Origin of the sequence: Bradyrhizobium sp. CCBAU 65884, from assembly GCF_028128835.1 — a bacterium.
Lineage (GTDB): Bacteria > Pseudomonadota > Alphaproteobacteria > Rhizobiales > Xanthobacteraceae > Bradyrhizobium > Bradyrhizobium ottawaense.
Window position 1 is genome coordinate 60,803 of the sequence record NZ_LBJU01000117.1, and the last position, 18,396, is coordinate 79,198.

Annotated in this window: 22 protein-coding genes; 6 read left to right on the top strand and 16 right to left on the bottom strand. The window is 65.0% G+C overall.

Annotation, left to right across the window (positions count from 1 at the left end):
• Positions 1-24: 24 nt before the first annotated feature.
• Together XI03_RS18940 and XI03_RS18945 are read right to left on the bottom strand one after the other, a co-directional pair.
• Positions 25-498 (bottom strand): secondary thiamine-phosphate synthase enzyme YjbQ, encoded by a 474-nt coding sequence (locus tag XI03_RS18940; RefSeq protein ID WP_271592914.1) that lies wholly within the window; start codon positions 496-498, stop codon positions 25-27.
• A gap of 159 nt (positions 499-657) precedes the next feature.
• Positions 658-1,179: a hypothetical protein gene (locus XI03_RS18945; protein WP_028139852.1), complete on the bottom strand. Its 522-nt coding sequence runs from the start codon at positions 1,177-1,179 to the stop codon at positions 658-660.
• Between the two features lie 359 nt (positions 1,180-1,538).
• Between XI03_RS18945 and XI03_RS18950 the strand changes: the two genes are divergently transcribed.
• The 5 genes from XI03_RS18950 (at position 1,539) to XI03_RS18970 (ending at position 4,171) form a co-directional block, all read left to right on the top strand.
• Positions 1,539-1,913 carry an AtpZ/AtpI family protein gene (locus XI03_RS18950; RefSeq protein ID WP_109866586.1) on the top strand — a complete coding sequence of 125 codons (375 nt, stop codon included), beginning with the start codon at positions 1,539-1,541 and terminating at the stop codon, positions 1,911-1,913.
• 109 nt (positions 1,914-2,022) lie between these two features.
• Entirely contained in the window at positions 2,023-2,772 is a 750-nt protein-coding gene (locus XI03_RS18955) for a F0F1 ATP synthase subunit A (RefSeq protein WP_028139850.1), read from the top strand.
• Between the two features lie 53 nt (positions 2,773-2,825).
• Positions 2,826-3,056: a F0F1 ATP synthase subunit C gene (locus tag XI03_RS18960; protein WP_007599451.1), complete on the top strand. Its 231-nt coding sequence runs from the start codon at positions 2,826-2,828 to the stop codon at positions 3,054-3,056.
• 60 nt (positions 3,057-3,116) lie between these two features.
• Complete coding sequence (locus XI03_RS18965) at positions 3,117-3,680, top strand: F0F1 ATP synthase subunit B (RefSeq protein WP_271592915.1); 564 nt, start codon at positions 3,117-3,119, stop codon at positions 3,678-3,680.
• Between the two features lie 5 nt (positions 3,681-3,685).
• On the top strand, positions 3,686-4,171 hold the full coding sequence (locus XI03_RS18970; protein WP_271592916.1) for a F0F1 ATP synthase subunit B family protein: 486 nt from the start codon (positions 3,686-3,688) through the stop codon (positions 4,169-4,171).
• Positions 4,172-4,342: 171 nt separating this feature from the next.
• Here XI03_RS18970 and XI03_RS18975 read toward each other — a convergent pair whose 3' ends face one another.
• The 5 genes from XI03_RS18975 to XI03_RS18995 form a co-directional block, all read right to left on the bottom strand.
• Positions 4,343-4,993: a hypothetical protein gene (locus tag XI03_RS18975; protein WP_038971883.1), complete on the bottom strand. Its 651-nt coding sequence runs from the start codon at positions 4,991-4,993 to the stop codon at positions 4,343-4,345.
• A gap of 161 nt (positions 4,994-5,154) precedes the next feature.
• Entirely contained in the window at positions 5,155-5,742 is a 588-nt protein-coding gene (locus tag XI03_RS18980; RefSeq protein WP_018316343.1) for a GNAT family N-acetyltransferase, read from the bottom strand.
• Positions 5,743-5,781: 39 nt separating this feature from the next.
• Positions 5,782-7,071, bottom strand: a complete 1,290-nt coding sequence (locus XI03_RS18985; protein WP_028139846.1) for a M16 family metallopeptidase — start codon at positions 7,069-7,071, stop codon at positions 5,782-5,784.
• A complete protein-coding gene (gene thrC / locus XI03_RS18990) occupies positions 7,068-8,486 on the bottom strand; it encodes a threonine synthase (protein ID WP_271592917.1) in 1,419 nt (472 codons plus the stop codon). The genes XI03_RS18985 and thrC overlap by 4 nt, the downstream gene beginning before the upstream one ends.
• Before the next feature lie 601 nt (positions 8,487-9,087).
• On the bottom strand, positions 9,088-9,732 hold the full coding sequence (locus XI03_RS18995) for a response regulator transcription factor (protein WP_028139844.1): 645 nt from the start codon (positions 9,730-9,732) through the stop codon (positions 9,088-9,090).
• A gap of 86 nt (positions 9,733-9,818) precedes the next feature.
• Here XI03_RS18995 and XI03_RS19000 point away from each other — a divergent pair, with 86 nt between their 5' ends.
• Complete coding sequence (locus tag XI03_RS19000; protein WP_271592918.1) at positions 9,819-11,165, top strand: histidine kinase; 1,347 nt, start codon at positions 9,819-9,821, stop codon at positions 11,163-11,165.
• 61 nt (positions 11,166-11,226) lie between these two features.
• On the opposite strand, the gene XI03_RS19005 is transcribed toward XI03_RS19000, so the two are convergent.
• The 9 genes from XI03_RS19005 to coxB all read right to left on the bottom strand — a co-directional run bounded on the left by XI03_RS19005 (position 11,227) and on the right by coxB (position 18,316).
• The gene (locus XI03_RS19005) at positions 11,227-11,592 is read right to left on the bottom strand and encodes a nuclear transport factor 2 family protein (RefSeq protein ID WP_038971880.1); all 366 of its coding nucleotides are present in this window, start codon (positions 11,590-11,592) and stop codon (positions 11,227-11,229) included.
• Between the two features lie 105 nt (positions 11,593-11,697).
• Entirely contained in the window at positions 11,698-12,462 is a 765-nt protein-coding gene (locus tag XI03_RS19010) for an SURF1 family protein (protein ID WP_271592919.1), read from the bottom strand.
• Positions 12,459-12,860: a DUF983 domain-containing protein gene (locus XI03_RS19015; RefSeq protein ID WP_028139840.1), complete on the bottom strand. Its 402-nt coding sequence runs from the start codon at positions 12,858-12,860 to the stop codon at positions 12,459-12,461. The genes XI03_RS19010 and XI03_RS19015 overlap by 4 nt, the downstream gene beginning before the upstream one ends.
• Before the next feature lie 97 nt (positions 12,861-12,957).
• Positions 12,958-13,854 carry a cytochrome c oxidase subunit 3 gene (locus tag XI03_RS19020; RefSeq protein WP_028139839.1) on the bottom strand — a complete coding sequence of 299 codons (897 nt, stop codon included), beginning with the start codon at positions 13,852-13,854 and terminating at the stop codon, positions 12,958-12,960.
• Between the two features lie 78 nt (positions 13,855-13,932).
• On the bottom strand, positions 13,933-14,586 hold the full coding sequence (locus XI03_RS19025; protein WP_028139838.1) for a cytochrome c oxidase assembly protein: 654 nt from the start codon (positions 14,584-14,586) through the stop codon (positions 13,933-13,935).
• Positions 14,587-14,591: 5 nt separating this feature from the next.
• Complete coding sequence (locus tag XI03_RS19030) at positions 14,592-14,768, bottom strand: hypothetical protein (RefSeq protein ID WP_018316353.1); 177 nt, start codon at positions 14,766-14,768, stop codon at positions 14,592-14,594.
• Positions 14,765-15,709, bottom strand: coding sequence for a heme o synthase (locus XI03_RS19035; RefSeq protein ID WP_038948601.1), 945 nt, complete (start codon positions 15,707-15,709; stop codon positions 14,765-14,767). Before XI03_RS19035 ends, XI03_RS19030 begins: the two co-directional genes overlap by 4 nt.
• A 61-nt stretch (positions 15,710-15,770) precedes the next feature.
• Positions 15,771-17,390, bottom strand: a complete 1,620-nt coding sequence (gene ctaD / locus XI03_RS19040) for a cytochrome c oxidase subunit I (protein WP_028139836.1) — start codon at positions 17,388-17,390, stop codon at positions 15,771-15,773.
• Between the two features lie 86 nt (positions 17,391-17,476).
• On the bottom strand, positions 17,477-18,316 hold the full coding sequence (gene coxB, locus XI03_RS19045) for a cytochrome c oxidase subunit II (protein WP_028139835.1): 840 nt from the start codon (positions 18,314-18,316) through the stop codon (positions 17,477-17,479).
• Between the last annotated feature and the right edge of the window lie 80 nt (positions 18,317-18,396).

Below are 18,396 nucleotides of genomic sequence, written 5' to 3' on the forward strand. Positions count from 1 at the left end.
TTTGTTTTGAGCGCTAAAATTGCTTTACTGATTGCTGCCGACGAATTGCAGCACCACCTCGCGCCGGTGCGGGCGCTTGCGGTGCTCGATCAAGTAGATCGCCTGCCAGGTGCCGAGGGCAAGCCGGCCGTTCAGGACCGGAACCTGAAGCGAGGCCCCGGTCAGCATCGTCTTGATATGTGCCGGCATGTCGTCGGGTCCTTCGGTGTCGTGGGTCCACCCGGCATTCTCCGGCGCGAGCCGGGATAATGCCGTGGTGAGATCGACGAGCACGGACGGATCGGCATTCTCCTGGATCGTCAGCGAGGCCGAGGTATGGCGGATGAACAGCGTCAGCGCGCCGTCGCGCGCGTGAACCTCGGCGATGAATTTTGCAGCCTCGCTGGTCAGATCGGTGAAGCCGCGGCCCGGTGTCTGCACGGTCAGCAATGACGATGCGATGGTGGTGGCTTGCACCGACGATGGCGCCGAGCGCGTGATGGATCTGGCTGATGTCATCAAATATCTCGATTGATCGAACACTGCCGTAGGGTGGGCAAAGGCGCGAAGCGACGTGCCCACGTCCTTTCTCAGCATCGTGGAAACATGATGGGCACGGCGTAAGAACGCCTTTGCCCACCTACGGCACCTCAACGCATGGATGGCGCGAAGGGGTCCTCAAATCTTCCCCGACACGTCCTTCTGGACGCGGTTGGCCATGTCGATCAGCCGCCGCCAGGCCCTTTCCAGAAACGACATCACGCGGTCGACGTCCTGATCGCTCGGCAGCGGGATCTCGATCTTGCGCTCGCCCTCGGCGCCCTTGGGCTCCGCTTTCTTCAGCGGGTCGGATTTCGGCAGCGCCTCGTCGATCTTGCCGGACACCGTCGGCCCGGCTGCGAGCTGTCCCTTCAGCCTCTCGACCTCGGCCTGGAGTCGGCCGATCTCGGCGTCGAGCGCGGTCCGTTCGTCGGGCACCGCGTAGCAGGCCCAGCCGATGCCGTTCTTGGTGCAGGTCGATACCGTGCCGGTGCGCGTGTCGAGCCGCAGCACGCCCTCGGGGATCGGCGCCATGCTGTAGCGGCCGTTCTCGCTGTCGGGCGTGGATTGCGCGGCCTCGAGGTCGCCGCCGATCGCCATCGCGGCGGCGAACGCCGCCAGCGCAAGCCATGATGTTGTGGATGACGTCACTGGTCTCATCGCGCTCTCCGCCACGACGTGCAGGTGGCCCTCTCGCAAATTCTACACCCCGGTGAGGCGATCCGCCGCCCAAAACACGCACCGGCATCAACGATCGCGGCGGCGTCTTCGATCCCGGCAGCGTGGCGAAAGGGCCGCCGCCTTCGCCGATCCTGAGGCCTGCTGCTGCGGTGCGGCGTCACGCTGTGTGCAGCGCTGCCGTGCACGCCAATATCATCAGATAAATCAGCTACATAACCGAAAGCGACGCAATCGTGACTTGGCTTGACTTGATTATGGGCCATCAGTATGGTCCGCGCGGCTTTTGAGGGTGGCGGGCGCAATTTCCATTCAGCCGCGGCGTTTCGGGTCTTCGTTGCATGACACAGGGCACGGGACACGGCGAGAATGGGGATCGCGATAGATCGTCCGAGGAAGCTGCGCTTTCCGAACGGCTCGGAAAACTTGATCAGCGGTTGTCCGAACTCCGGGACCAACGAATCAAGACCGAGCAACCCGCAGGTGACGGTGAAGACAGAGCGGCCAGAGCTTCGGCGATGGCGCTTGGTTTCCGGTTATCCTCCGAGTTGGTCGCCGGGGTCGTCGTCGGAGCGGGGATTGGCTGGGGTTTCGACCGCTTGCTGTCGACGTCGCCTTTCGGATTTATCGTGTTCCTGTTGCTGGGCTTCGTCGCCGGCGTGGTGAATGTGGTGAGAACGGCGGGTGCGGGTCAAAACAGGCGCGGTGGGTCTTAGCCGATCCGGACCAGAGGAATGATCGTGCCGGCCTTGCCGGTACGGGCCGGCCCGGCCGGCAGACCGAGACCCGCCGGCATTGCCCGGCAGACCAAGAGATGCCGCGCTGATGAAAATCGACCCGATCCACCAGTTCAACATCGAGCCTCTCTTCACCCTGGGCCATATCGGCAATCACACGATCGCCTTCACCAATTCGTCGCTCTACATGCTGGTGGCGGTGGCGGTGATCTCGATCCTGATGCTCGCCAGCGGCACGCAGCTGGTTCCCGGGCGCCTGCAGTCGGTTGCCGAAATCTCCTACGAATTCGTCGCCTCGACCATCCGTTCGACGGCCGGCGCGGAAGGCATGAAGTTCTTCCCGCTGATCTTCTCGCTGTTCATGTTCATCTGCGTCTCGAACCTGGTCGGCATCATCCCCTACACCTTCACGGTGTCGAGCCATCTGATCGTCACCGCAGCGCTGGCGCTTCTGGTCTTCTTCACCGTCCTGATCTACGGCGTCGCCAAGAACGGCCTGAAGTTCTTCTCGATCTTCGTGCCCCACGGCGTCCCCGGCTACATCCTGCCGCTGGTGATGTTCATCGAGGTCCTGTCGTTCTTCCTGCGGCCGGTCTCCCACAGCGTCCGTCTGTTCGCCAACATGCTGGCCGGCCACATCGCGCTGAAGGTGTTCGCGGGCTTCGTCGCCATGCTCGGCTTCTCGCTCGGCGCGCTGGGCTGGGTCGGCGGCGTGCTGCCGCTGGCTCTCACGGTCGCGCTGTACGCGCTCGAGATTCTGGTCGCGTTCCTGCAAGCCTATGTGTTTGCGATCCTGACCTGCATCTACCTCAACGACGCCATTCATCCGGGACACTGAGCGGTCCGGGGAATTTCCACCCAAAACCCAATCTTTCTTCCAAGGAGTCTAAAATGGATCCGGCAGCAGCAAAACTTATCGGCGCGGGCATCGCATGCATCGGCATGGGCGGCGCAGGCGTCGGCGTCGGCGTGATCTTCGGCAACTACCTCGCCGCAGCCGTTCGCAACCCGTCGGCCGCTCAGGGCCAGTTCGGCAACCTGATCTTCGGCTTCGCCGTGACCGAAGCGCTCGGCATTTTCTCGCTGCTGATCGCGCTGCTGCTGCTGTTCGTTCCGCTCTGAGGACGAAGTTTCGCGCCGCTTCGACCGAAGCGGCGCGCATGACGGCAACAGGAGTAATCCATGGCTGAAAGTCATGGCGGGGCGAAAAGTCCGGCGGCGGGCGCCCACACCGGGGCCGAAGGCGGTCACGGTGGTGGTTTTCCGCCGTTCGAGAGCAGCACCTACGCTTCACAGCTGGTGTGGCTCGCGATCTTCTTCGTCGCGCTTTATGTGATCGTGTCCAAGCTTGCTCTGCCGCGTGTCGGCGGTGCGATCGAGGCCCGTCAGAACAAGATCGAGGGCGACCTCGCCGAAGCGCAGAAGCTGAAGGACCAGTCCGACGCGGCGCTGAAGGCCTATGAGAACGAGCTTGATTCGGCACGCTCGCGCGCGCAGGCGATCGGCAACGAATCCCGCGACAAGGCGAATGCGCAGGCGGACGCCGAGCGCAAGACGCTGGAAGAGCAATTGGCGGCCAAGCTCGCCGGGGCGGAGAAGACCATCGCCTCGACCCGCGCAACCGCCATGAGCAACGTTCGCGGCATCGCAGCCGATGCGGCAGGCCAGATCGTGCAGCAGCTCACCGGCGTGGTTCCGGACGCGGCGTCGGTCAATGCCGCCGTTGATGCGTCCTTGAAGGGTTAGTCGATATGTTCTTCGATCCTGAAACCTGGGTCGCCATCGCTTTCGTGATCCTGATGGTCCTGTTCGGCTATCTCGGGGTCTTCAAGAAAGCGATGGTTGCGCTCGACCATCGCGCCGACCGCATCAAGGCCGAGCTCGACGACGCGACGCGTCTCAAGCAGGAAGCCGCCAAGGTGCTCGCCGACTACAAGGCGCGCACGGCCTCGGCCGAACGCGAGGCCGCCGACATCATCGCCAACGCCAGGAGCGAAGCCGAGCGCATCGCGATTGAGGCCAAGGCGAAGATGGAAGACTTCGTCGCCCGCCGGACCAAGACCGCGGAGAGCAAGATCGCGCTCGCCGAAGCCCAGGCGCTCGCCGATGTCCGTGCCGCAGCCGCGGAAGCCGCCGTCCAGGCCGCCTCGACGATCCTGTCGCAGTCGGTCAAGGGCTCGGTTGCCGACGATCTGATCGCCAAGGGCATCACCGAGGTCCGGCAAAAGCTGAACTGAGGGTTCTGCCTTCACCAATCAAAAAGCCGGCGCAATGAGCGCCGGCTTTTTTTGTCTAAAGGCTCTCGTGTCCCGGACGCAGAGCCGGGACCCAGTGTGCCGGCGGCATGGGCCCCGGCTCTGCAGCGCACCGCTGAAGAAGCGCTGCGCTGCGTCCGGGGCACGAGCCCCCTACTTCTTCTTCCGTCCCTTCGGCTCGGGGGACAGCGCCTGCGGGTCGAAGCCGACATAGAAGACATAGGAATCGGCGGTCGCGGCGGAGGGCGTCGGATAAGCCAGATCCTCGACGATGAAGGTGAAGGGCACGCTGCCCCCTTCCGACATCTCGACCGTGGTCCGGTAAGCCTTCGAGGCGATCACTTTCTCGCCGACGCCGCCCTGCACCACCGCGACACGCAAGGGGACCTCGACGGTGGCGGGCGCGCCGGCGGGACCGGCGATCACGCGGCCCTGGATTCCGATCCGGGCCGTGATGCCGGCACTGCTGCGGGCACATTCGCGCGCCATCTTGGTGATCGAGGCCTGGAAGCGGATCTCGTTGCCGACGGCCGGCTTTCCGGCCGCCCCCACCGCGTAGGTCGATGCACCCGCACGCACCGTCACCTGCGGGCAATCGAGGTCGTCTTCCGCCGGCTGGCCAGGCGCAGGCGCGGGCTTGGGCGGGGCCGGCTCATCCGACTTGCCGCCGAACAGGCTCTTGAAGCGGTCGGTCAAGGACTGGGCGGCCACCGGCGAAACCGTCGCGAACGACATCGACAATGCCAGCGCGATCGCCGGCATCCGCCGCAGCACATTCCGCGATGACCGAAGCTGCTTCACCATCAAAGCCCGTACTCCAATGACAATTATCCGGCCGATCGCCGGCCGGGGCATGCGGGTTATATCGCCAAAATCGGCGAACCCAAGGCAGCAAAAAGGGGGACTTGGCCAGGGACTTGGCCAGGGGACTTGGCCAGAGGACTTGGCCCAATGAAGCGAGCCGCTCAGCCGCGGAAATCCTCATGCAGCAGGCCGAACAGCAAATGGTCCTGCCAGACCCCATTGATGCAGAGATAGCGGCGCGCCAGGCCCTCACGGGAGAAACCGCACTTCTCCAGCACCCGGATCGACGGCGCATTGGTGGGGATGCAGGCGGCCTCGACCCGGTGCAGATTGAGCTCGCCGAACAGCGTCGGCAGCAGCACCCGCAGTGCAGCCGTCATGTAGCCGCGATGGGCATGGGGCTGGCCGACCCAATAGCCGATGGTGCCGGCCTGCACGATGCCGCGCCGGACATTGGCCAGCGTGATGCCGCCCACCATGGCGCCGTCGAGCTCCCGGAAGATCAGAAAGGGATAGGAACGGTCCGCGGCAATGTCCTCGGAATAGCGGCGCAGGCGGCGGCGGAAGCCGGAGCGGGTGAGATCGTCAGACGGCCAGATCGGCTCCCAGGGCGTCAGGTAATCGCGGCTGGTTTCGCGCAAATGCGCCCATTGCAGGAAGTCCGACATCTGCGGCGCGCGCAGCAACAGCCCGTTACCGCGCGGCGCAAGGGCGGCGGGTCCACTGGACGGCAGGCGAAAGAGGGCCATGGTGATGCTTCCCGGGGCAGCTCAGCCCGCGCGCGGCTCCTAATGCAGCCGCGCCTTGGCACGTGCCCGCGTCAATCCTTCCGCAAAAGACACCGCCGTGTCCAGACCCCTGCCACTGCCTAATGCGACAACGGCAGGCCGGCTCCGCGACAGCAGCGCACGCGCGGCATCCCGGGTCGATTCGACGCTGACGGCGTCGATCCGGCCCACCAGCTCCTCGACCGTCTGCGGCCGGCCATAGGCCAGCACGTGGCGCGCCAGCTGCTCGGCGCGGGAAGAGCAGCTCTCCAGCGCCATCAGGAGGCCCGCCTTCATCTGCGCCTTGGCCCGCGCGATCTCAGCCTCGGTCAGCGTCTCGACCGAATCGTTCATGATGTCGACCACGACCTCCATCATCTCCGGCGCGTCGGCCGGATCGGTGCCGGTGTAGAGGCCGAAGAAGCCGGTGTCGGTATAGGGCGCGTGGAACGAGTAGATCGAGTAGCAGAGGCCGCGCTTCTCGCGCACCTCCTGGAACAGGCGCGACGACATTCCGCCGCCGAGGATGTTGGTGAAGACCTGGAGCGAGAACAGCGACAGATCGCTCTGCGGCACGCCTTCCAGCGCCAGCGTCAGATGCGCCTGCTCCAGCTCGCGATGCACCACCTTGGCGCCGCCCTTGCCGAACATGGCCGCCTGCGGTTTGGGACCCGGCGTCGCCTCAAAACTTGCGAAGCGCTTCTCGACCTCAGCGACCACTTGCTTGTGATCGACCGCACCGGCCGCGGCCACCACCATGTCGGGCCCGCGATAATGCGTCGAGAGATAGTCGCGCAGCGAATCGCGATTGAAGGCGCGCAGCGTCTTGGCCGTGCCGAGCAGCGAGCGGCCCATCGGCTGGTCGGGGTAGCAGAGCTCGTTGAGATGCTCGAACACGACATCATCGGGCGTATCCTGCGCGGCACCGATCTCCTGCACGATGACGTTCTTCTCGCGCTCCAGCTCGTCCGGCTCGAAGGCGGGATTGGCGAGGATGTCGGCGAGCACGTCGAGCGCGAGCGGCACGTCGGCCTTGAGCACCCGCGCATAATAGGACGTGGTCTCGGTCGAGGTGCCGGCATTGAGGTCGCCGCCGACCGCCTCGATCTCCTCGACGATCTCGCGCGAGGAGCGTTTCGTCGTGCCCTTGAACGCCATGTGCTCGAGCAGATGCGAGATGCCGTGCTCGTTCGGCTTCTCGTCGCGTCCGCCGACGCCGGCCCACACGCCGAGCGCCGCGGTCTCGAGATGGGGCATCTTGTCGGTGACGACGGTCAGGCCGGAGGCAAGCTTGGAAATCTCGACGCTCATCCGGCAACTCCCTGCTTTGCGGCGCGGCTGACCGACAGCACGAACCGCTCGACCTCGGCCTGATCGTTCTTCATCACCTTCATGTGTTCGGATTTGGTCATCAATCCGTCGAGCCAGGCCGGCAGTTGCGGCCGCTGGCCGCAGGCCGCTTCGACAGCGTCGGGGAATTTGGCCGGATGCGCGGTGGAGAGCACGATGCTCGGTACCCTCGTGTCGGTGGTGTCGCGGTCGGCGACGGCGAGCGCCACCGCCGTATGGGGATCGACCAGCTCGCCTGCCTCGCGCCAACCGGCGCGGATCGCAGCCGCGGTCTCGGTCTCGTCGGCGCGCCCTGCGTCGAACTCCTCGCGGATCGCGGCCAGCGTCGCATCTGGCAGCACGAAACGTCCTGACTGCTTCAGCGAATCCATCAGACGGCGCACGCCGGCGGCATCGCGCCGGCCCGCCTCAAACAGCAAGCGCTCGAAATTCGATGAGATCTGGATGTCCATCGACGGCGACGCCGTCGCGTGCACCTCGCGCACCTCGTAGATCCCGGTCTTCAGCGTGCGCGCCAGGATGTCGTTGACGTTGGCGGCGATGCGCAGGGTCCGCACCGGCAGGCCCATCCGCTTGGCGACGTAGCCGGCGAAGATGTCGCCGAAATTGCCGGTCGGCACGACGAAATCCACCGCGCGCGCCGGCGCGCCGACTGCAACGGCGGAGGTGAAATAGTAGACGACCTGGGCGACGATGCGCGCCCAGTTGATGGAATTGACGCCGGAGAGCGAGGTCGCATCGCGGAAGCGATGGTTGTTAAACATCCCCTTCACCAGCGCCTGGCAGTCGTCGAAATTGCCCTCGATGGCGAGGGCATGGACATTGGCCGCGCCCGTCGACGTCATCATCCGCCGCTGCACCTCGGAGATGCGGCCGTGCGGGAACAGCACGATGAGATCCACGTTCTCGAGGCCGGCGAAGGCTTCGACCGCAGCGCCGCCGGTGTCGCCTGAGGTGGCGACCACGATGGTCGTGCGCTGGCCGCGTTTGGCGAGCACGTGGTCCATCAGCCGCGAGATCAGCTGCATCGCCACGTCCTTGAAGGCGAGCGTCGGACCGTGGAACAGCTCCAGCACGAACTGGTGCGGCGACATCTGGCGCAGCGGCACCACCGCCGGATGGCGGAAGGTCGCGTAGGCCTCGTTCGCCATGCGGCCAAGCTCGGCGTCCGAAATCTCGCCGCCGGCGAAGGGACGGATCACGTCGACCGCGACCTCCCAATAGGGGCGGCCGAAGAAGCCGGCGATGGTCTCGGCAGAGAGCTGCGGCCAGATCGTCGGCACATACAGGCCGCCGTCGCGCGCAAGCCCGGTCAGCATCACGTCGCAGAAGCCGAGTTCGGGGGCCTCGCCCCGGGTCGAGATATAACGAGTCAAACTGCCCTCCAAAGGCCGACCGGGCCTGCGCCCGCTCGTTAAGCCTTTGATTTTACGAAATTACTTGTTAACAGCCAGAGGCTTTGGGCCACCATAAAGTGTTTTGCGGCATCAGGAAACCGCTTCCCGCCTTCACCCCTGCCCAGCAAAAAGGGCTGCGGCGGTGCCGCAGCCCTCTCTTGGAAGGTCTGTCGTTGATATGTGCAGACCGGTTTGTCTCTGGGGGTCGCCGCCCCCGCTGAAACTTGTCCGGCAACCTTTCGCCGTCAGTCACGAAATCGTCAAGGGCGAAAACGACGAGCGCGGGAAGATGTTCCTATTTTTCCCGACATGCCCAAGCTTTTGCGAGCGCATTCCAGCGAACCGCCGCCAAGGATTGCCGTTTTATCCCGACAATTGCGGGGACTCCGGAACGAATGCCACCTCGACCCATTGTGTCCGCGGATGGGTGCCGGCGGTGTCCATGCATTGCCCGGCTGCACGCCGACACCAATCCGTCTCGCCGAACCGGCTGCATCCTGGAGCAGCCGGTTCGGTGCCGTCGGTGCCGGGCCGCCAGTGCATGGGCCGTCAGTGCCCGGGCCGTCAGTGCCCCGGGCCGTCAATTCAGCCCGATTTCAACCGCGATCCTGATCAGGTCGGAATGGTTCTTGGCTCCCAGCTTCTGCTTGAGCAGGGACGTGGTGTTGGCGACGGTCTTGTAGGAGATGCCGAGCGCCTCGGCGACTTCCACGATCTTGTCGCCGCGTCCGAGCAGGCGGAGAATTTCGAGCTCCCGCGGCGTCATCTGCGAGGCCGGGTTGGCCTTGATCGCCGCGCCGGAAAACGTCACGGCTTCCGCGAGTTGCGGTGAGATGTAGTTGTCGCCCGCGACCACCTTGCGCACCGCTTTCAGCAGGATCCTGGGATCATCGCCCTTGGAGACATAGCCCTGCGCCCCAAGCTCGACCGCCCGCACCACGAAGGCCGGATCGTCGTTCATGCTGAACATGATGATCTTGGCGTCGGGGTCGTCCTTGCGGATGCGTCGCATCAGCTCGAAGCCGGAGACATCGGGCAGGCTGATGTCGATCACGGTCACGTCGGGCCGCTTGCTGACATAGGCGCGATGGCCGGATTTGGCGTCGGTCGCCTCGTCGATACGGATCGAATGGTCCGAAGCGAACAGGGTGCGGCAACCGGACAGCACCACGGGGTGGTCATCGACAATCAGGACCCTGGTCGCCGGCTTGGCGGTATCTTGCATCGCGCACTCTCTTGTTGTTCGACTCATAGACCGGCGGGAACAAATGGAAAGAGTAAATCCCGCCGATGCGCGTTAGAATTGACCTAATGTGGCAACGGCTCTCGTTCAGAACGCAACTGTTTCTTCCACTTGGCGCGAGCTTTCTCGCAACGCTGATCCTGGGCGGCGTTCTGCTCCAGATCTTCGCGGCCGGCCAGCTCGCCGACGAAAACGAGCCCGCTCGACGTTCGACCCGGACGATCGCGACCGCACTCAACAACACTCTGCGCGCGTCGGACGACCCGCGGAAGACGCTCGACGCCTTTGTCCAATCCTTGACCACCTCCTCGGACATCCAGTTCCGTTCCGCGGAAGGCCCTGCCGCGGAGCCGAGAAAGGACGGCCGGCACAACCTGCAAGGGGTTCCGCAGTGGTTTGTCAACCTGCTCATGGTACCGGACATGGACGCTGCGACCCCGGTGCTGATCGATGGCAAGCGTGTCGGCGATATCGTGTTCCTGCCGGACCTGTCGGCCGACCTGTTCGAGAAGTGGATCGGCTTCCTGGCGCTGACCGGCCTCGTCGCCATGCTGACCGTGCTCACCGGAATCATCGCTTACGTCTTCGCGGGATCGGCACTGCGTCCCCTGCAGCATCTCGGTGAAGGCCTCACACGGATGCGGCGCGGCGACTACGCAAAGCCGATCCCGGTCGGAGGGCCGCCGGAGATCCGGCAGAGCTGTGCTGAAGCAAACGCGCTGGCGGCGACGCTGGCGCAATTGAGCCAGGACAATCGCGATCTGATGCACCGCCTGGTGTCGCTCCAGGACGACGAGCGGCGCGATCTCGCCCGCGAATTGCACGACGAGCTCGGACCGCTGCTGTTCAGCATCCGCGCCGGCACGATCGCGCTGGTCGACGCCTCGCCGCCGGCGGGAAATCTCGGCAAGTCGGCCCAGGATGTGCTGCAATCGGTCGAGGCGCTCCAGCAGACCAACCGCCGTATCCTCGATCGGTTGCGGCCGCTCTACATTCAGGAGCTTGGCCTTTCGACCAGCGTGCAGACGCTGCTCCAGAACTTTCGCAAGCAGGCGCCGCACATCGTCCTGACGGACACGATCGATCCGGGTCTCGACGGCATCGCCGGGCCGCTGGCCCAGACCGTCTATCGCGTGATCCAGGAGGCGCTGACCAACGTGCTGCGCCACGCCAAGGCCAGCAACGCCCATGTCCAGGCAACCGTCACCGATAAGGCGCTCGTCGTCGAGATCTCCGACGACGGCGGCGGCTTTCCCGACGGCAACGTTTTCGGCCGCGGCCTGACCGGCATGCATGAGCGCGTGCGCGCGCTCAGCGGATCGCTGTCACTGTTGCGCGTGGATGGGCGAACCCATGTACGCTGCCGCCTTCCGGCCGAGCCGGCACGCGAGGCGCCGGTCCAGCCAATTGGTTGAGCTGACCTTGTCGGAAGACCGCCGCACACTTTACGCCCACGCGGCCCTTCGGGATCATGCCCTAACAGGCGCAGCCATGATGCGCGTTCTGTTGCGCCGGCTCGCACAGCGTGCTGCGGATCTTGCCTTCGGGGCTGAAGCGAAACGAGGCGTGAACGCGTAGCGCGCCGGCGACGGAATATTCGAGATCGACGCCATGGGGCGCGGGATGGATCTCCTCCAGCCCGAAACCGGCCAACGAGAAGGCACTGAGTCGCGGCTGCCAATAGGCCTCGAGCTCGCTGCGGCCGCGATAGCGCTGCGCACCGTTGCACGTGCATTCGACCTGGGCGTCGTCCGCATAGAGGTCGAGCAACGACGTGAGGTCGCCCTTCCGGCAGGCGTCCACCCAATCGACGACAATTCCCATCTGGTCGAAATCGCTCACGCCGCAATCCTGTCTGCCGCGGAAACTCACCGGCGGCTTAGAACCACACTCGTGAATGTGCGCTGAATAATAAACCCCGGGCGATACCGGGTTCCCACGGGGTATCTACGGTCGAGCCCAGCTCTGCCGCCGGCCTCTTGCCCACACGGCGAAGGCGATCAGCACGGCGCCTGCCAGCATGAACCAGGTGACGGCGTATTGCAGGTGGTCGTCCTTCAGATGCACGTCGAGCGGCCCCGGGCGCGGGATGCCGTTCTCGGGCACCGGTTGCTCGAGGTCGACATAGAACGGCGCAACCGCGCCCCAGCCGAGCGCGCTTGCGATGGCCGGATGATCGCGCACGAACCAGAGCCGCTTGTCGCGGTTCTCCGCCGGCGTCAGCCAGCCGGACGGCTCGGGAAAGCGCAGATAACCGGTGAGCGCGACCGGCTGCCCGGTAACGAGCTTCTTCACCGCGCGATCCTCGACGCTGCGGTCCTGCATGGTGTTCTCGACGAAGCCCGCATCGATCACGACCGTCTCGCCGCTGGGAAGTCGCGCCGGCAGGAACGCCCAGGTGCCGGGGCCGGAGGCGTCCTTGCGCACCGCCGAGCCCGAGGAATAGACCATCGCATCCGGCAGGGCTGCGTAGGTCGCGGTGAAGCTGACGCGGCGGAATTCGTCGCGCGCGGGATTGAGTGCAGCCCATTGCGAAGATGGCGGCAGCGCGATGGGCGCCTCTGCAAGGCGCTCGGTGAGCGCCGCGACCAGCGCGTGCTTGGCGGACCGGCGCTGCAATTGCCAGACACCGAGCGCGACGAAGACGGCCGTCAGGAACAGCGTGAACAGCGCGAAGCCGGCCACGCGGGGCTTGCGCGCAGGCTGGTTCATTTCGCGCGGTCGACCAACCGGCCCGGCGCCGCCTTGTGGTGGAATTGCAGCGCGATCAGCAGCGACTTCATCGCGCGCAGCGGCAGCAGCGTGGTGGCCAGGATCAGCGGCAACCACAGCGCCGCATGCAGCCAGTAAGGCGGCTGGTATTTGACCTCGACGATGAGCGCAGCCGCTACCACGATCCCACCGGCCAGCATGATGATGAAAATCGCCGGCCCGTCGCCGGTATCGATGAAGGCGTAGTCGAGACCGCAGCGGTCGCAGGCGGGTGCGAGGGTGAGGAAGCCCGCATAGAGCTTGCCCTGGCCGCAGCGCGGGCATCGGCAGGCAAGCCCGCGCAGCGCGCTTTGCAGGACGGTGGTTTCAGGCTCGGGCTTGCCGGCGGTGTCGTTCATGATGGCAGACTCTATCACAATTTTCGCGGGAGCTTCCGGCGGCCCAAAAGCGAAAGGGCGGCCCGGCGGCCGCCCTTTCTGATCTCGTTGTCGCAGCTCAGTGCGCGCCGTGGGCCATGGTCTCGGCGCCGTGTCCCCAGACGTAGATGCAGAGGAACAGGAACAGCCAGACCACGTCGACGAAGTGCCAGTACCAGGCGGCGAACTCGAAACCGAGATGCTGCTTCGGCGTGAAGTGGCCGGCATAGGCGCGGAACAGGCACACCAGCAGGAAGATGGTGCCGACCAGCACGTGGAAGCCGTGGAAGCCGGTCGCCATGAAGAAGGTCGCGCCATAGACGTTGCCGCCGAACGAGAACGCCGCATGGCTGTACTCGTAGGCCTGCACGCAGGTGAAGAGCGCACCGAGCACGACGGTCAGGATCAGGCCGTATTTCAGGCCCTGGCGGTCGTTCTCCAGCAGCGCATGGTGCGCCCAGGTCACGGTGGTGCCCGACGTGAGCAGGATCAGCGTGTTGAGGAGCGGCAGATGCCAGGGATCGAAGGTCTCGATGCCCTTCGGCGGCCAGGTGCCGGGGACGGCGCAGGCGCCGGCCTGGGTGCCGAGGCCGCAGCCGAATACGGCATCGCGGGTGGCGTGAACGGCGTCGGCCGGAAACAGCGCGGCGTTGAAATAGGCCCAGAACCAGGCGACGAAGAACATCACCTCGGAGGCGATGAACAGGATCATGCCATAGCGGTGATGCAGCTGCACGACGCGGGTGTGGTCGCCCTTGTACTGGGCTTCCTTGATCACGTCGCCCCACCAGCTCGCCATGGTGTAGAGCACGCCCACGGTGCCGACGCCGAACACGATCGGCGCGGCCGAGAACATGTGATGCATCCAGGTGATCGCGCCGACCGCCATGATGAAGGCCGAGAGCGAACCAACGGCCGGCCATGGCGAGGGGTCGACCAGGTGATAGTCGTGATGCTTGGTGTGCGCCGTAGCCATTTCGGTCTCTCTCCTCAATCCCGTGCCTGTCAGGCACTTATCCCCTTGTTTCCAACCGCCTGAGCGTGAGCCCGGCGATCAAAGATTTCCCTTGCGCTTGTCGCCTTCGCCCGATGCCAGCGGCTTCACCACGGGATCCTTCACCGGATAGAAGGTGTAGGACAGCGTGATCGTGTTCAGCCCGTCGTTCTCGTGATCGTCGGCGATCGACGGATCGACGTAGAACACGACCGGCATCTCGCGCTTCTCGCCGGGTGCCATGGTCTGCTCGGTGAAGCAGAAGCAGTTGATCTTCTGGAAATAGGAGCCGACCGTCAGCGGCGCGACATTGTAGGCGGCCTGCGCGGCAGTGGTGCGCGCGGCCTGGTTGGTCACGGTGTAGAAGACGGTCACGACCTGGCCGATATTGACCTCGATCTCGCTCTGCTCCGGCTCGAACTTCCAGGGCAGGCCGGGCGCGACGTTGGAATCGAAGCGCACCGAGATTTTCCGCGCGATCGGGCCGGTGGCCGGCGCGGAGGTCGCAACCTGGGTCGTGCCGTTGAAGCCGGTGGCGCGGCAGAACCAGTTGTAGAACGGCACCGCCGCGTAGGAGGCACCGACCATCAGCGCGACCACGCCGCCGCAGATGGAAGCAACCACCACATCGCGGCCCAGCCCGCGGCCCTTGGTCGGCTCACGCTTGGCCGGCTTGGCGCTGACATCCTGCGATATGGTCGGCTCGTGATCCATGTTTCCTACATCGGCCGCACGAGGACTGCCGGCCCCTTGACCATGGTGACGGCGAAGAACAGCACCACGAGCACGCCGAGCGCGAGCGCGATCGCAATCGAACGCTGACGACGGCTCTTCTTCTGCGCCTCGGTGAGGACGATTCCATCTGGCTCGGGTTTGTCGACCATCCCTGCGATCATGCGCCCCCTACCAGCGGAGCAAGTGCCCGGAACACGACCTCGGCCAGCAGGGTCGCGAACAGCACGAACAGATAGAGGATCGAAAAGGCGAATAGCTTGCGGGTCGCACGCAGCGACGCAGCTCGCTCGCGGCGCAGATAGACGTTGATCGCGAGCACCAGCATGCCGGCGCCGAGGATCAGCGAGACGATGCCGTAAACGGCGTCGAAATAGCCGAGCGCCCAGGGCGCGGCGGCGACCGCGATCAGCACGATGGTGTAGAGCAGGATCTGGAGCCGCGTCGCGTCGGGACCGGCGACATTGGGCAGCATCGGAATGCCGGCGCGCGCGTAATCGTCGGAGCGGAACAGCGCCAGCGCCCAGAAGTGCGGCGGGGTCCAGAAGAAGATGATGGCGAACAGCAGCAGCGGCTCGACGTCGACCGTGCCTGTGACCGCAGCCCAGGCCACCACCGGCGGCAGCGCACCGGCGGCACCGCCGATCACAATGTTCTGCGCGGTCCAGCGCTTCAGCCACATGGTGTAGATCACGACGTAGAAGAAGATGGTGAAGGCGAGCAGCGCGCCCGCGATCCAGTTGACGAGGATGCCGAGCGTCATCACCGAGAAGAAGGACAGCGTCAGGCCGAACGCCATGGCTTCAGGGCGGGTGATGCGGCCGCGCGGAATCGGCCGGTTCGCCGTGCGCGACATCTTGGAGTCGATATCGCCTTCCAGCGCCATGTTAAGCGCGCCCGAGGCGCCCGCGCCGACGGCGATGCAGAGCAGCGAGGTGATCGCCAGCACCCAGTGGAAATGCCCGGGCGCCATCGCCATCCCGACCAGCGCGGTGAAGATCACCAGCGACATCACCCGCGGCTTCAAGAGCGCGATGTAGTCGCCGACCTCCGCTTCGGAGATGCGGGGATTGATGTCGATGGCGTTGTGGTCGAGGACGGACACTTAATTCAACTCGCTTCGTTATAGAGCCGCGGCGCCCGTCACGGGCGCCGCGGGAGATCGATCACTGCACGCGGGGCAGCACTTCGAACTGATGGAAGGGCGGCGGCGAGGGCAAGGTCCACTCCAGCGTGGTCGCACCTGCACCCCACGGATTGTCGCCGGCCGGCACCTTCTTCATGAAGGCGTCGAGCACGCAGTAGAGGAAGATCAGCACGCCGAAGCCGGAGATGTAGGAGCCGACCGACGAGACCAGGTTCCAGCCCGCGAACGCGTCGGGATAGTCGACGTAACGGCGCGGCATGCCCGACAGGCCGAGGAAGTGCTGCGGGAAGAACACCAGATTGACGCCGATGAAGGTGACCCAGAAGTGCGCCTTCGCGAGCGTCTCGTTGTACATGTAGCCCGACATCTTCGGGAACCAGTAGTACCAGCCGGCGAAGATCGCGAACACCGCACCGAGCGACAGCACGTAGTGGAAGTGTGCGACGACGTAGTAGGTCTCCTGCAGCACGCGGTCGACGCCGGCGTTCGCCAGCACGACGCCGGTGACGCCGCCGACCGTGAACAGGAAGATGAAGCCCACGGCCCAGATCATCGGGGCCCGGAATTCGATCGAGCCGCCCCACATCGTGGCGATCCACGAGAAGATCTTCACGCCGGTCGGAACCGCGATCACCATCGTCGCAGCGACGAAATAGGCCTGCGTCGCCGACGACATGCCGACCGTGTACATGTGGTGCGCCCACACCACGAAGCCGATGCCGCCGATCGCGACCATGGCGTAGGCCATGCCGAGATAGCCGAACACGGGCTTGCGCGAGAAGGTGGAGATGATCTGGCTGACCATGCCGAAGCCGGGCAGGATCAGAATGTACACCTCGGGGTGACCGAAGAACCAGAACAGATGCTGGAACAGCACGGGGTCACCGCCGCCGTCAGGCGCGAAGAAGGTCGTGTGGAAATTGCGGTCGGTCAGCAGCATGGTGATCGCACCGGCAAGCACCGGCAGCGACAGCAGCAGCAGGAACACCGTCACCAGGATCGACCACACGAACAGCGGCATCTTGTGCAGGGTCATGCCCGGCGCGCGCATGTTGAAGATCGTGGTGATGAAGTTGATGGCGCCGAGGATCGACGAGGCGCCCGCCAGATGCAGCGACAGGATCGCGAAGTCGACGGCCGGGCCCGGATGGCCCGAGCTCGACAGCGGCACGTACATGGTCCAGCCGGCGCCGACGCCGTTGGCACCCGGCTCGCCCTCGACGAAGGTCGACATCAGCAGCAGGGCGAAGGAGGCCGGCAGCAGCCAGAACGAGATGTTGTTCATGCGCGGGAACGCCATGTCGGGCGCGCCGATCATCAGCGGCACGAACCAGTTGCCGAAGCCGCCGATCATCGCGGGCATGACCATGAAGAAGATCATGATCAGGCCGTGAGAGGTCACGAACACGTTATAGGTGTGCGTCTCGTGGAAGATCTGCACGCCCGGATACATCAGCTCGGCACGGATCGCGATCGACATCGCGGCGCCGATGACGCCGGCGATGACCGCGAAGATCAGGTACATCGTGCCGATGTCCTTGTGGTTGGTCGAATAGACGTAGCGGCGCCATCCGGTCGGATGGGCATGCTCGTCATGTCCGTGGGCGTGATCGCCGTGTGCCGCTGCGCTCGTTGCCATTTTCAAATCCTGCCTTGCGTCCCAATCGGACCTCTGGAGGTCCCGCCCTTATGTCGCTTTCAGTCCCTCAAGCCGTCACCCGACGCCTACTGCGTCGGGCCGGCCGCGGAGGCGTAGGTGCTGGTGCCGCCGCTCGCAAATTTCTTCTTTGCCGTCTCGACCCAGGAGGCGAACTCCTGGTCATTCACGACGCGAATCGCGATCGGCATGAAGGCGTGGTCCTTGCCGCAGAGCTCCGAGCACTGGCCGTAGAACATGCCGGTCTTGGTCGCCTTGAACCAGGTCTCGTTCAGCCGGCCCGGAATGGCGTCGATCTTGACGCCGAAAGCCGGCAGCGCGAAGGCGTGGATGACGTCGGCGCCGGTGACCTGGACACGAATCACCTTGTTGACGGGCACCACCATCTCGTTGTCGACGCCGAGCAGGCGGGGCTGCTTGTCCTGCGCCATCAGCGAATCGAACTCGAACTTGCCGTTATCGGGATAGGCATAGGACCAGTACCACTGCTTGCCGGTCGCCTTGATGGTGATATCCGCCTTCGGCACATCGAGCTCGAGGAACAGAAGCCGGAACGACGGCACCGAGATGCCGACCAGGATCAGCACCGGAACCAGCGTCCAAGCCACCTCGATCAGCGTGTTGTGGGTGGTCCGCGACGGCACCGGATTGGCCCGCGCGTTGAACTTGATGACCACGACCACGAGCAGCGCCAGGACGAACAGCGTGATCAGCGTGATCAGCACGAACAGGAAGTTGTGGAACCAGATGATGTTGTCCATCACCGGGGAGCCGGACTCCTGAAGCGTCCATTCCCAGGGCTTCGGCTGCCCGAGCTCGGCAAATGCCGCACCGCCCGTCGCCAGCGTCAGACCCGCCACGGCCAATCCCAGCAAGTGCCGGCCCACCGGGCCCATCGACATCCTCATGCCGTTCGCGCTCCCCTTACGAAATCACCCCAAGTGCGCTCCCCCTGTTTGCGGGAAACGCTTATTCGATCCGCCCGCCT